Source organism: Paracoccus sp. ME4 (assembly GCF_046736325.1).
Classification (GTDB): Bacteria; Pseudomonadota; Alphaproteobacteria; order Rhodobacterales; family Rhodobacteraceae; genus Paracoccus.
Genome location: NZ_CP151276.1, coordinates 301,146 through 314,793, shown reverse-complemented (window position 1 = coordinate 314,793; position 13,648 = coordinate 301,146). Strand labels below are relative to the sequence as shown.

Sequence of the window (13,648 nt, the reverse complement as noted above, 5' to 3'; positions counted from 1 at the left end):
CCCAAATATCCCGGGGGGAATCGCCGTCAGGCGATGGGGGGCTGGCCCCCCCGCCGTCAGCCGAAGTCAAGCTCGGCATAATGCGGGGCGGGATGGATGCCCGGCACCTGGTCGGCCAGGACCGACCGGAAGGCCGGGCGCGACTTGATCGTCGCGTACCAGTCGCGCAGCGCCTCGGACCGGTCCCAATCCACGTCCGAGATGTAATCCAGGCACGAGAAATGCGCCGCCGCCGTGAAATCCGCCAGGCTCAACGTGTTGCCCGCCAGCCATCGCCGCGTCTCCAGCAGGGACGACAGATAGTCGATATGCTCCTTGATCGCGCGCAGCCCGTCCTTGACCACCCGGCTGTCCGGATATCCGGTGCGGGTGATCTTCTTCCAGACGCGCTCGTTCAGGATGGGGCGCGTGACCTCGGCGTGGAACTTGTCGTCGAACCAGGCGCACATCCGGCGCACCTCGTGGCGCTCCAGCGGCTGCTGGGGCATCAGCGCAGGCGCCGGCACCGCCTCGTCCAGATACTCGACAATGGCCTGGCTCTCGGCCAGCATGTTGCCGCGGAAGCGCAGCACCGGCAGCTTGCCGGCCGGGTTGCGGCGCAGCAGGTCGGGCGGGCCCTCCCAGTACCGCTCCTCGACCAGCTCGACCTCGATCCGCTTCTCGGCCAGGACCAGCCGGACCTTGCGGCAGAACGGCGACAGCGTGCTGTGATAGAGGCGCGTGGTCTGTGGAGAGGTGTTCATGCCCGGACCCTTCTTCGTTGTCTCGACGCGCCTTGATACGCCGCGCCCCGCCCGTGTTCAACCGCAGCGCTAGAGGAAGCAGGCCGCCCGCCCGTCGCGCGCGATGGTGCGCGCCCCGTCCAGGATCGACCGCGACCGGGCGCTGGCCACCTGCGGGCTGCGGGTGCGCGGGCTGGGCAGGACGGCCGCCAGGCGCGCGGCCTGCACCTCGGTCAGCCGGTCGGGGGTCGTGGCGAAATGCGCGCGCGCGGCGGCCTCGATGCCGAAGATGCCCGGCCCGAACTCGGCCAGGTTCAGATAGACCTCCAGGATGCGGCCCTTGGACCACATCGCCTCGACCTGCGGCGTCAGCAGCGTCTCGGCGGCCTTGCGCGGCCAGCTGCGCGTCTGCCACAAAAAGGCGTTCTTGGCCGTCTGCTGGGTGATGGTGGATGCCCCGCGCGACGATCCCTGCGCAACGACCTTGCGGATCTCGACCATGTCGAATCCCCAGTGGCTGCAGAAATTCGCATCCTCCGCCGCGACCACGGCCAGCCGCATCGCGGGCGCGATCTCGGCCAGCGGCACCCAGCCCCGCGACACCAGCGGCTGCTGGCGCGCCGCCCCGGCCATGGTCCAGGTATAGGGCGGGTTCACCACCCCATAGATCGCGACCGATCCCAGCATGACCAGCACCGCCCGCAGCGCCGCGAAACGCAGCCAGAACAGCACCCTGGCCGACAGCCGCCGCCGCGCCGCGGGGACGGGCAGGTCATCAGGGACGGGACGGGGCGAACGGCGGGTGAACATGGGCGCGTGTCTCACGGGCGGGCCGCGCGGGTCAAGCGCCCCGCTTGCCCCCGGCGGCGCGGCGCGCCACCATGGGGGCACCCCTCATGCCCGGAGCCCCGCCATGCGCCCTGCCCTCGCCCTGATCCTTCTGGCCGCCACGCCCGCCATGGCGCAGCCGATGCTGTCCTGGCCGCTTGGCCCCGACCTGCAGGCGACTTCGGTCACGATGACCTGCGACGACGGGCGCACCATCCCGGTCACCTACCTGAACGGCGCCCGCGATTCGCTGGCCCTTCTGGACATGCCCGACGGACCGACGATCTTCGCGGGCGTCGTTTCAGCCTCCGGTGCGCGCTATGCGGCCGGGGCGCGCGAATGGTGGGTCAAGGGCGACGAGGCCACCCTGTCGGACAGCATGGCCGAGGGCGATCCGGTGACCTGCACCGTTCAGGACTGACCCATCAGCGCGACGCGCAGCCGTGCCTCGTCCTCGGCCGACAGCGCGCTCTGGCGGATCTGGCCGCGCAGTCCGGCCTCGGCAAAGGCCGCGGCCAGAGGGCGCGCATGCAGATGCGCGACCGACAGGATCAGCGCGGCATGGTTGTCGTGCAGATCCGCCCCGATCTGGTGCATCCAGCCATCGTCCTGCCGCTCGCGCAGGTAATCGTCCACCTCCGCCAGCGGCGCCCGCGTGCCCATCCAGCGCCAGGCGAACTGCCCCGCCACGCGCGACAGCGCCAGCCAGACATCGACCACGCCGCCCCATCGCATCGACAGGGCCGGCGGTTCGGTGAACATCCGCACCCGCCCGCCGGTCTTCTGCATCTGAACCACGCGGCCCTCTCCGATCACGCCGCGCCGCTGCAACGTCAGGGCCAGCATCTGCGCCCGCGTCGCCATGGCCGGGTCGTGAAAGGTCAGGATCAGCAGGTCCGCCATGCGCGCCCCCGAAATGCGACGCGGCCCCGCAAGGGGGCCGCATCCGGTGTCATTCGGCGGGAACCGCGCTCGGCTCCTCGACGGCGGCGATGGGGTGGGACAGGTGCTGCAGCATCTCCTTGGGGCAGACCTGCAGGAAGTTGCCCTTCTCCCGCTCCCAGGCCGAGAGGATCTCCTCGGCGCGGCGCGATCCGGTCTCCTTCAGGTGCCGCTCGATCAGGCCCTTCAGCTGGCCCTCCCAATGGTCCTGCGTCACCGGGCACGTCACCAGCGTCTCGGCGTTGATGTAGTCGCGCGCCAGCCCCTCGGGGTCATACAGGTAAGCCATCCCCCCGGTCATGCCCGCGCCGAAGTTCGCGCCGATGCGACCCAGGATCACGGCCACGCCACCGGTCATGTATTCGCAGCCGTTCGACCCGCAGCCCTCGATCACGACGCTCGCACCGCTGTTCCGGACCGCGAAACGCTCGCCCGCCCGGCCCGCCGCGAACAGGAACCCGTTCGTGGCACCATAGAGGACCGTGTTGCCGATGATCGTGTTGTCATGCGCGACCAGCGGGCTGGACATGGCGGGACGCACCACGATGGTGCCGCCCGACAGACCCTTGCCGACATAGTCGTTGGCATCACCCGACACCTCGATCTTCAGCCCCGGCGCGGCGAAGGCGCCCAGAGACTGCCCGGCGCTGCCGGTCAGGCGGATCGTCAGGTGGTCGGGCTGCAGCGAATTGCGCATCCCGAACTTCTGCACGATCAGCGACGAGGTGCGCGTGCCGATGGTGCGGTGGGTGTTCCGCACCGCATAGGACAGCTGCATCTTCTCGCCATCCTCGAAGAAGCGGGCGGCGTCCTTGACGATCTCGGCATCCAGCGTGTCCAGCACCGCGTTGCGCGGCTTGGAGCGGTCATAGACGATCTTCTCCGCGCCATCGACGGTGATCAGCAGCGGGTTCAGGTCCAGATCGTCCAGGTTCGCCGCACCCCGGCTGACCTGGGTCAAGAGGTCCGCCCGCCCGATGATCTCGTCGATCGACCGCGCGCCGATGGAGGCCAGGATCTCGCGCACCTCCTGGGCATAGAAGGTGATCAGGTTCACCACCTTGTCCGCCGAACCGGTGAACATGGCGCGCAGCTTCTCGTCCTGGGTGCAGACGCCCACCGGGCAGGTGTTCGACTGACACTGGCGGACCATGATGCAGCCCATCGCGATCAGGGCGGCGGTGCCGATGCCGTATTCCTCGGCGCCCATCATCGCCGCCATGACGATGTCGCGGCCCGTGCGCAGACCGCCATCGGTGCGCAGAGTCACCCGCTCGCGCAGGCGGTTCATGGCCAGGACCTGATGCGCCTCGGTCAGGCCCATCTCCCACGGAAGACCCGCGAACTTGATGGACGTGGCGGGCGAGGCGCCCGTGCCGCCATTGTGCCCCGAGATCAGGATCACGTCGGCCTTGGCCTTGGCCACGCCCGCCGCGATCGTGCCGACGCCGCTGCTGGCCACCAGTTTCACGGTGATCTTGGCGCGCGGGTTGATCTGCTTCAGGTCATAGATCAGCTGCGCCAGATCCTCGATCGAATAGATGTCGTGATGCGGCGGCGGGCTGATCAGCGTCACGCCCGGCGTCGAATGACGCAGACGCGCGATCAGCTTGGTGACCTTCATGCCGGGCAGCTGGCCGCCCTCGCCGGGTTTCGCTCCTTGGGCGACCTTGATCTCCAGCTCCTCGCAGGCGTTCAGGTATTCGGCGGTGACGCCGAAGCGGCCGGACGCCACCTGCTTGATCTTGGCGCAGGGGTTGTCGCCATTGGGCAGCGGATGGCTGTGCGCCGGGTCCTCTCCGCCCTCGCCACTGTCGGACTTCGCGCCGATCCGGTTCATCGCGATGTTCAGCGTCATGTGCGCCTCGGGCGACAGAGCGCCCAGGGACATGCCCGGCGTCACGAAGCGCTTGCGGATCGAGGTGATCGATTCGACCTCCTCGATCGGCACCGGCTTGCCAAAGGGCTTGATGTCCAGCAGATCGCGGATGTGGATCGGCGGGTTGGCCCGCATCGTGGCGCTGAACTGCTTCCAGATGTCATAGGACGCCTTTTCGCAGGCCACCTGCAGCAGCTTCATGGTGTTGGCTTCCCAGGCGTGCTTCTCGCCCGACCGGCGCAGCTTGTAGAACCCGCCCACGGGCAGCAGCTCGACATTATCGGTGCGGAAGGCCAGCTGGTGCAGACGCTCCAGCTTGGCCTGCAGCCCGTGCAGACCGATGCCGCTGATGCGCGACTGCATGCCGGGGAAATATTCCGCGACCATGGCGCGCGACAGCCCCACCGCCTCGAAGTTCAGGCCGCCGCGATAGGAGGAGAGGACCGAGATCCCCATCTTGGCCATGATCTTCAACAGGCCCGCATCCACCGCATCGCGATAGCGGCGCATGTTCTCGATCAGCGTGCCGGTCAGCAACCCGCGCCCGATGCGGTCCGCGATGCTGTCCTGCGCCAGATAGGGGTTCACCGTGGTCGCGCCGCAGCCGATCAGCACCGCGAAGTAATGCGGGTCGATGCATTCGGCCGACCGCACATTGACCGAACAGAAGGTCCGCAGGCCCTTGCGCGTCAGCCAGCTATGCACCGCGCTGGTCGCCAGGATCATCGGCATCGCAACCCGGCCCGGCCCCTGCGCGTCATCCGACAGGACCAGATGGCCCGCGCCCGAGCGCACGGCATCCTCGGCCTCGGCGCGGATGCGCGCCAGGCCCTCGCCCAAGGCGTCCGGCCCCGCGCCTTCGGCGAAGGTGCAGTCGATCACCGTCACGGTGTCGCCGAACATCTTCACCATCTCGTCGAATTCGCCATTGGCGATGAAGGGGCTCTCCAGCACCACGATCTCGGTCTGCGCGCTGCTTTCGTCCAGCACGTTCTTGAGGTTCCCGAACCGCGTCTTGAGGCTCATCACCCGCGTCTCGCGCAGGGAGTCGATGGGCGGGTTCGTCACCTGGCTGAAGTTCTGGCGGAAGAAATGGCTCATAGGCCGATACTGGTTCGACAGGACCGCAGGCGGCGTGTCGTCGCCCATCGAGGCGATGGCCTCCTTGGCATCCTCGGCCATGGGGGCCAGGACATGCTCCAGATCCTCATGCGTATAGCCCGCGGCGGTCTGGCGGCGGCGCAGCGCGTCACCCTCGAACCGCACGGTCTCGGGCAGGTCGCGCATGATGTCGTTCAGCTCGGTGACCTTCTCGATCCACTCGCCGAAGGGCTGGCTGGAGGCCAGCCGGTCCTTGATCTGCGCGTCGTGATAGAGTTTCCCCTCCCACATATCGACCGCGATCATCTGGCCCGGCCCCAGCGCGCCCTTCTCGCGGACGTTCATCTCGTCGACCGGCACCATGCCGACCTCGGAACCCGCGATGACCAGGTTGTCGCCCGTCACGACAAAGCGCATCGGCCGCAGCCCGTTGCGGTCCAGACCGCCGCAGACCCAGCGCCCGTCGGTCATGGCAAGGGCCGCGGGGCCGTCCCACGGCTCCATCACCGCGTTGCAATAGGCGTACATGTCCGCCCAGGCCTTGGGCATGTCGGTCGTGGCCTTGGACCAGCTTTCCGGAACCAGCATCGTCTTGGTCATCGGCGCCGACCGCCCCGACCGCACCAGGACCTCGAAGACCGCATCCAGCGCCGCCGAATCCGACGACCCGGCCGGCACGATCGGCTTGATGTCCTCGGCCGCGTCGCCGAAGGCCGATGACGCCATGCGGATCTCGTGGCTCTTCAGCCAGTTCAGGTTGCCCTTCAGCGTGTTGATCTCGCCGTTATGGGCCAGCATGCGGAAGGGCTGGGCCAGCCACCATTGCGGGAAGGTGTTGGTCGAATACCGCTGGTGATAGATCGCGAAGGCGCTCTCGAACCGCTCGTCCTTCAGGTCGGGATAGAACTCGGCCACCTGCTCGGCCAGCATCATGCCCTTGTAGATGATCGACCGGCAGGACAGCGAACAGAAATACAGCTCGCGCACTTGGGCGGCGATGGCCGCCTTCTCGATCCGGCGGCGGATGATGTAGAGTTCGCGCTCGAAACGGACCTGGTCGATGTCCTTCTCGCAGCGGATCAGGATCTGCTCGATCTCGGGGCGGGTGGCGTTGGCCTTCTCGCCCAGCACGGCGGTGTTCACCGGCACATGGCGCCAGCCATAGATATAGTGACCCATCCGCAGGACCTCGGATTCCACGATGGTCCGGCAGGCCTCCTGGGCGGCAAAGTTCGTGCGGGGCAGGAACACCTGACCCACCGCGATCAGCTTGGCCTGATCGGGCTCGTGGCCCGTGCGGCGCACCTGGTCATAGAAGAACGGCACCGGGATCTGGACGTGGATGCCCGCGCCGTCGCCGGTCTTGCCGTCCGCATCGACCGCGCCGCGGTGCCAGATCGCCTTCAGCGCGTCGATGCCGTTCTGCACGACCTTGCGGGACGGCTTGCCGTCCAGATCGACGACGAAGCCCACGCCGCAGGACGAATGCTCGTCCTCCTCGCGGTACAGGCTGTGCTTGTCCATCCACGCGCGGCGGGCTTCTTCCTGTGCTTGCCAATCCATGGTCATGATGCGGCCCTTTCCTGCGGGATCTGCGTCAGCAACTGATCGCAGTCGAATTGTGGGGTGGTGGAACCGAACCCGGCCTCGCCGGGAAAGGTGAACAGCACGGGGCTGTCATTGCTCTGCGTCTCGGCGCCGGTCCAGTCGCTGCCGGTCTCGACCCCGCCGAAGAAGCGCCCGAGATCGCGGCTGATGAACTGCTGCCCCTCGCGGGTGATCAGCACCTCGCCCGCCTCGCTGCGGGTGGTCAGCTGGAACTCGGTCCGCTCCAGGGTCTGGCCGTCGATCTCGACCGTCTCTCCGGTCAGGATGTCGTGGCCCTGATGGTGCAGGCGCTGCCCGTCGCTGGTCTCGGTCCAGAAGTCGAAATCGTCGCGCCCGCCCTGCAGCAAGCCGCTGAAGCTGGCGTGATCGTCGGCCTCCTCGACCAGCCGCTCGACCAGGCCCGAGCCCATGCTCTGGCTCTCGACCCAGCGCGTCTCGGCGTCGATGGTGGACAGGTGGTAAAGCCCGTCACGCCCGAAATGCGCGCTGCGCTGATGACCCTCCGGGTCGGCGCTGCAGGTATAGTACTGGCTGACGGTGCAGCTGCGGTTCTGCACGGTGACGTTCAGCGTGCAGCCCGCGGGCGGGGTGAAGCTGGCCGCCCCCGCCTGCCCCGCGGCCAGCAGTCCGCCGGCCAGGACCAGAAGCGTCAGCAGCCCCGGCATGAACCCCGCACCGCCGCGCGGAGGGGTGGCGGCCTGCGCGGAGGCCGGGTGATGCGCCATCGGCCCGCCCCCTATTCGGCGGCCACGCGGGCATCGCCCGTCAGGAAGGTCGCGATGGAGTCGGCGGCCTCGCGCCCGTCGCGGATCGCCCAGACGACCAGGCTCGCGCCGCGCACGATGTCGCCCACCGCGAAGACGCCGGGGATCGAGGTCTGGTGCGTCTGGAAGCTGGCCTTGATGGTGCCCCAGCGGGTGACCTCAAGGCCATCGACGCCCCACAGCCGGGGCAGCTCCTCGGGCTCGAAGCCCAGCGCCTTGATGACCAGATCGGCGGGTTCGTCATAATCGGCGCCCTCGATCAGCTCGGGGGACTGGCGGCCCGACACGTCGGGCTGGCCCAGCCGCATCTTCTGGATGCGCACCGAGGCGATCTGCGGCAGGCCGTCCACGTCGCGCTCCTGCGCCTCGGCGGCGACGCCGGTCACGTGGCCCGCGAAGGCGCCGGGCGCGGACAGCCAGACGAACTCGACGCCCTCCTCCTCGGCGTTCTGCACCTCGCGCTGGCTTCCCGGCATGTTGGCCCGGTCGCGGCGATAGAGGCATTTGACCGACTGCGCGCCCTGGCGGATGGCCGTGCGGACGCAGTCCATCGCCGTGTCGCCGCCGCCGATGACCACGACGCGCTTGCCGCGGGCGTTCAGCTCTCCGTCCTCGAAATCGGGGACGTCATCGCCGAACTCGACCTTGTTCGAGGCGGTCAGGTAATCCAGCGCGCGCACCACGCCGCCGTGATCGGCATTGTCGATGTCCAGATCGCGGGTCTTGTAGACGCCCGTGGCGATCAGCACCGCATCATGCTTGCCGCGGATCGCGTCGAAGCTGATGTCCTCGCCGACGTTGCAGTTCAGGACGAACTCGACGCCCCCATCGGCCAGCAACTGGTTGCGGCGCAGGACCACGTCCTTCTCCAGCTTGAAGCCGGGGATGCCATAGGTCAGCAGCCCGCCCGCGCGGTCGTGGCGGTCGTAGACGGTGACCTGGAAGCCCTGCCGGCGCAGCATGTCCGCCGCGGCTAGGCCGCCCGGCCCGGCCCCGATGATGCCGACCGATTCGGCCCGCTCCTGCGCGGGGGCGGGGGCCTCGACCCAGCCGTTCTCCCAGGCGGTGTCGGTGATGTACTTCTCGACCGCGCCGATGGTGACGGTGCCGTGGCCCGACTGCTCGATCACGCAATTGCCTTCGCAGAGGCGGTCCTGCGGGCAGATGCGGCCGCAGATCTCGGGGAAGGTGTTGGTGGCCTGGCTGACGCGATAGGCCTCCTCCAGACGCCCCTCGGCGGTCAGGCGCAGCCAGTCGGGGATGTTGTTGTGCAGCGGGCAATGCGACTGGCAGTAGGGCACGCCGCACTGGCTGCAGCGCCCGGCCTGCTCGGCCGCCTTGGCGGCGGCGAATTCGCGATAGATCTCGTGGAAATCCTCGCTCCGCTCGGCGGCCGCGCGTTTCTCGGGCATCTCGCGCGGAGTCGAGACGAACTTGAGCATCTTTTGCGTGGCCATGGCTGCGCATCTCCCAGAAAGGACTTCCGCGACTCCAATAAACCAAGGCTTCCGCTATGAAAAGTCAGCCATGCTGACCTAAATCGCAGATTTTCCGTCCTCGGGCGAAAATTTCACCAAAGGACGGCTGTAATTAGGTCAGCAATGCTTACATACCGGCTGCAAGTGCCAGCAATGCAACGCTTCCCACGATGATCCGCCACCATGCGAACAGGGCGTATCCGCGGCGCGAGACATAGCCCAGCAGCCAGCGCACCACGAAGACCGCCGCCACGAAGGCGGTGACGAAGCCGACCACGATGCTGTTCAGCGCCGCCGCGTCCAGCACGTCGCGGTTCTGCCACAGGTCATAGGTGAAGGCGCCCAGCATGGTGGGCATCGCCAGAAAGAACGAGAATTCGGCCGCCGAGCGCTTGTCCGCGCCCATCAGCAGCGCGCCGACGATGGTCGCCCCCGACCGCGATACGCCGGGAATCATCGCGATGCACTGGAACAGGCCGATCCGCAGCGCCATCGACAGCGGGAACTCCTCCACCCGGTGAAAGCGCGGCGCGACGGTCCGGCGGTCGACCCAGAGCAGCACGAAGCCGCCCAGGATCAGCATGACCGCGATCAGCATCGGCGTCTCGAACAGCACGGCCTTGATGAAGCCATGCGCCAGAACCCCGATCACCACCGCCGGCGCGAAGGCCAGCAGCACCGCGCCGATGAAGCGCCGCGCGCCCGGATCGCGGGGCGCGTCGCGCAGGATCTGCAGGATGCGGCCCGCATAGAGGCCCAGGATCGCCAGGAGCGCGCCCAGCTGGATCAGCACCTCGAACGAGCGGCCGGGCGAATCGAAGCCCAGGAAATGCCCCGCCAGCAGCAGGTGCCCCGTCGATGACACGGGAATGAATTCGGTCAGGCCCTCGAGAACCCCGAGGGCCGCGGCGACGATCGTGTTCTGGTCCATCAGGAGTTGCGCAGGTTCTTGGCCGAGCGCTTGATCGCGTCATACTGCCCCGAGGGGCGGAAGCGCCACAGATAGTCGTCCAGCACGGCGGCCATGGCCGTGGGCGCGATGCCCAGATCGGCGAATCCGCGCGCGCCCTCCGACACGACATTATCGCGCCGCAGCAGCGCCAGCTGATCCTTGCTCAGCGGGTTGGAGACCAGCCCGCCGCTCAGCATCTGCACCACCCCCATCGCGGTGGAGGCCAGCCCCGCGATGCCGAAGGGCAGGTTCACCACCAGGCGGCGGCGGCTGGCGGCCGCCAGGACCTGATCGACGATCTCGCGCGTGGTCAGCACCTCGGGGCCGCCCAGCTCATAGATGCCGGGCTGCGCCGCGCCGGTCGCGCCCAGGACGGCGGCGCGGGCCACGTCCTCGACATGCACGGGTTGCATGCGGGTGGGGCCGCCGACGATCGGCATGACCAGACCCATCCGCGACATGCCCGCGAAGCGGTTCGTCAGGTTGTCGTCCGCCCCGAAGATCACCGACGGGCGCAGCACCACCGCATCGGGGCGATGCGACAGCACCGCCGCCTCGCCGCGCGACTTCGACGCGATGTACTTGCTGTCCGAATCGACGTCGATGCCCAGGCCCGACAGATGCACCAGGCGCGCCACGCCCATCTCCGCCGACAGGCGGGCGATGTTCTCGGCGCCGGTCTCGAACACGGTCTTGAAGGTGCTCTTGCCCTCGGCGCTCAGGATGTTGACGCAGTTGACGGCCGCATCGGCGCCCGACAGGGCGGCGCGGACCGAGGCCTCGTCGCGGATGTTGCACAGGACGGGCACGACCTGCCCCACCGCGCCATAGGTGCGGGTGAACAGCGCCTCGTCGGGGCGGCGGACGGCCACGCGGACGCGCCAGCCCTCCTTGGCCATCAGCCGGGCCACCTGCCGGCCGACAAAGCCCGATCCGCCGAAGATCGTGACCAGTTTCGCCATGGGCCTTCGCCTCCATATCCTGTGCCGATGTCGCGCGATCCTTACCCAAGCGGCGCGGTCCGGGCAAGGCTGCGCACTGTCGCGCCCCGCCATTCGCCGCGCCGCGGCAGGGTTTTCGCCGCGTTTGCGCGCCCGCCGCGGGTCCCGGCGAAAAAACTGTCGAAAAACTTGCACGACCCCCATTGACGCCCCCCCGCACTGTCTTTAATCACCCCCTCACACCAGTTGGCCCAGATGGCGGAATTGGTAGACGCGCACGGTTCAGGTCCGTGTGCCGCAAGGCGTGGAGGTTCGAGTCCTCTTCTGGGCACCAAACAAAGCCCCCGGAAACCCAGTGTTTCCGGGGGCTTTGCTTATGCGCCATCCGCGCCCGCGGGGGGTTTTCATTTCCGCGCCATTCGCGTTCCCTGCCCCGGAAAGGAGCCATGATGACGCTGTATCTGGGACTTGACGGGGGTGGCACGGGCTGCCGGGCGGCGATCGCGGATGCCGGGGGGCGCATCCTGGGCGAAGGCCAGGGCGGACCGGCCAACATCAATTCCGACCCCCATGGCGCGATGGCCAGCATCCTCGCGGCGGCGACGGCGGCGATGGTGGGCGCGGGCGCGCGGCCCGGCGATCTGGTGGCGGTGCTGGGCGTGGCCGGGGGCGGCATGACCGACGCCGCCCGCGCGACCGAGGCGCGCCTGCCCTTCGCCCGCGCGCGGGTCGTCAATGACGCGGTCACCGCGGCGCGGGGTGCCCTTGGCGATGCGGACGGCATCCTGCTGGCGGTGGGGACCGGGTCGGTCCTGGCCCGACAACGCGGGGGCGCGCTGCACCAGATTGGCGGGCGCGGCTTCCTGATGGGCGACGAGGGCAGCGGCGCGGTCCTGGGCCGCACGCTTCTGGCGCGGGCGATGCGCGCGGCGGACGGGCTGGAGGCCGACAGCCCGCTGCTGGCCGCGCTGCGCACGGAATTCGGCGGCATCGAGGGGATCATCGCCTTCGGCACCGCCGCCACGCCCGCGCAGTTCGCCGCGCTGGCCCCGCGCCTGGTCGGATCGGACGACCCCGCCGCCCGCGCCATCATGCAGGCCGCCACGGCCCAGATCGACGCGGCCATCGCCGTCCTGCAGCAGGGGGCGGCGCTGCCGGTGACCTGCATCGGCGGCCTGGGCGCCACCTATGCGCAGGCCCTGGCGCCGCGTTGGACGATCCGCCCCGCCCAGGGCAGCGCGGTCGACGGCGCGCTGGCCATGGCCCGAGAGCTGGCGCCGTGAGCCGCCACGTCCTGACCGCGGCGCAGGTCTTCGACGGCACGGCACTGCATGACGACATGGCCGTCGTGGTCCAGGACGGGCGCATCCTGGACCTGATTCCCCGTCCTGCGGGACCCCACCCCGATCCGGGCATCCTGATGCCGGGCTTCGTCGATCTTCAGGTGAACGGCGGCGCGGGGCTGATGGTGGGCGCGCAGACGGATGCGGCGGCGCTGGCGCGGATCTGCGCCGCGCATGCCGGTCTGGGCTGCGCGGGCATCCTGCCCACGCTGATCACCGACCGCCCCGAGGTCACCGCCCGCGTCCTGCAAGCGGGCATCGCCGCCGCGCGGGACGGCGTTCCCGGCTTTCTGGGCCTGCATCTGGAGGGGCCGCATCTGGCCCCGTCGCGCGCGGGCGCCCATGATCCGGCGCTGATCCGACCCATGGACGACCGCGATCTGGCGCAGCTGGTCGCAGCGCGCGCGGCGCTTCCGGCGCTGATGGTCACCGTGGCGCCCGAGGCGGTCCGCCCCAACCAGATCGCCGCCATGGCGGAGGCGGGCATCACCGTCAGCCTGGGCCACAGCGATGCGACTCTGGCCATGGCGCAGGCCTGCTTCGCGGCAGGGGCGCGGGCGGTCACGCATCTCTATAACGCCATGAGCCCCCTGGGCCACCGTCAGCCCGGCCTGGTCGGCGCAGCCTTGGCCGGGGATGCGGCGGCGGGGCTGATCGCGGACGGCATCCATGTCGATCCGGCGGCGCTGCGCATCGCGCTGCGGGCGCGTCCCGAGGGGCTGTTCCTCGTCAGCGACTGCATGGCCGTCGCCGGGACCGCGCAGGACGCGATGATGCTGCAGGGGCGGCGGGTCCTGCGGCGGGACGGGCGGCTGACGCTGGCCGACGGGACGCTGGCGGGGGCCGACCTGCGGCTGGACCGCGCGATCCGCACCGCGGTCGCGGCGGGCGCGCCCCTGGTCCGCGCGCTGGCCATGGCGACATCGGTCCCGGCCGCGCTGATCGGTGCGCCCCTGGGGCATATCCGGCCCGGCGCCCCGGCGCGGCTGATCCGGCTGGACGCGGACCTGCATCTGGCGGACGCCGTCGGCGGTGCCGGTCAATCGGGGTCTTAACAAACCCGTGACGGGTCGCTAAGGAGGGGCGCAGC

The 13,648-nt window shown here is 69.3% G+C and carries 11 protein-coding genes and 1 tRNA gene; 4 read left to right on the top strand and 8 right to left on the bottom strand.

All coding sequences use genetic code 11. The features are described from left to right. Window positions 1–56: 56 nt before the first annotated feature. Complete coding sequence (locus AACG61_RS01510) at window positions 57–743, bottom strand: glutathione S-transferase family protein (protein ID WP_411838264.1); 687 nt, start codon at window positions 741–743, stop codon at window positions 57–59. A 69-nt stretch (window positions 744–812) separates the two neighbouring features. Further along, window positions 813–1,532: a monofunctional biosynthetic peptidoglycan transglycosylase gene (gene mtgA, locus AACG61_RS01505; protein ID WP_411838263.1), complete on the bottom strand. Its 720-nt coding sequence runs from the start codon at window positions 1,530–1,532 to the stop codon at window positions 813–815. Between the two features lie 103 nt (window positions 1,533–1,635). Here mtgA and AACG61_RS01500 point away from each other — a divergent pair, with 103 nt between their 5' ends. Beyond that, window positions 1,636–1,971, top strand: coding sequence for an MliC family protein (locus tag AACG61_RS01500; RefSeq protein WP_411838262.1), 336 nt, complete (start codon window positions 1,636–1,638; stop codon window positions 1,969–1,971). Here AACG61_RS01500 and AACG61_RS01495 read toward each other — a convergent pair. The 6 genes from AACG61_RS01495 to AACG61_RS01470 all read right to left on the bottom strand — a co-directional run bounded on the left by AACG61_RS01495 (window position 1,962) and on the right by AACG61_RS01470 (window position 11,236). After that, a complete protein-coding gene (locus AACG61_RS01495) occupies window positions 1,962–2,453 on the bottom strand; it encodes a hypothetical protein (protein ID WP_411838261.1) in 492 nt (163 codons plus the stop codon). The two genes, AACG61_RS01500 and AACG61_RS01495, sit on opposite strands and share 10 nt — an antisense overlap. 49 nt (window positions 2,454–2,502) lie before the next feature. After that, window positions 2,503–7,035, bottom strand: a complete 4,533-nt coding sequence (gene gltB, locus AACG61_RS01490) for a glutamate synthase large subunit (protein ID WP_411839434.1) — start codon at window positions 7,033–7,035, stop codon at window positions 2,503–2,505. 2 nt (window positions 7,036–7,037) lie between these two features. Beyond that, entirely contained in the window at window positions 7,038–7,805 is a 768-nt protein-coding gene (locus AACG61_RS01485; protein ID WP_411838260.1) for a hypothetical protein, read from the bottom strand. 11 nt (window positions 7,806–7,816) lie between these two features. Continuing rightward, on the bottom strand, window positions 7,817–9,301 hold the full coding sequence (locus tag AACG61_RS01480; RefSeq protein WP_411838259.1) for an NAD(P)-dependent oxidoreductase: 1,485 nt from the start codon (window positions 9,299–9,301) through the stop codon (window positions 7,817–7,819). A gap of 148 nt (window positions 9,302–9,449) precedes the next feature. Continuing rightward, window positions 9,450–10,253, bottom strand: coding sequence for an undecaprenyl-diphosphate phosphatase (locus tag AACG61_RS01475; RefSeq protein ID WP_411838258.1), 804 nt, complete (start codon window positions 10,251–10,253; stop codon window positions 9,450–9,452). Beyond that, complete coding sequence (locus AACG61_RS01470; RefSeq protein WP_411838257.1) at window positions 10,253–11,236, bottom strand: complex I NDUFA9 subunit family protein; 984 nt, start codon at window positions 11,234–11,236, stop codon at window positions 10,253–10,255. The genes AACG61_RS01475 and AACG61_RS01470 overlap by 1 nt, the downstream gene beginning before the upstream one ends. Window positions 11,237–11,464: 228 nt before the next feature. Here AACG61_RS01470 and AACG61_RS01465 point away from each other — a divergent pair. The 3 genes from AACG61_RS01465 to nagA all read left to right on the top strand — a co-directional run bounded on the left by AACG61_RS01465 (window position 11,465) and on the right by nagA (window position 13,613). Continuing rightward, window positions 11,465–11,549: transfer RNA gene (locus AACG61_RS01465), tRNA-Leu, on the top strand. Window positions 11,550–11,661: 112 nt separating this feature from the next. Beyond that, window positions 11,662–12,498, top strand: coding sequence for a BadF/BadG/BcrA/BcrD ATPase family protein (locus AACG61_RS01460; RefSeq protein ID WP_411838256.1), 837 nt, complete (start codon window positions 11,662–11,664; stop codon window positions 12,496–12,498). 56 nt (window positions 12,499–12,554) lie between these two features. After that, window positions 12,555–13,613 carry an N-acetylglucosamine-6-phosphate deacetylase gene (gene nagA, locus AACG61_RS01455; protein WP_411839433.1) on the top strand — a complete coding sequence of 353 codons (1,059 nt, stop codon included), beginning with the start codon at window positions 12,555–12,557 and terminating at the stop codon, window positions 13,611–13,613. Window positions 13,614–13,648 lie beyond the last annotated feature (35 nt).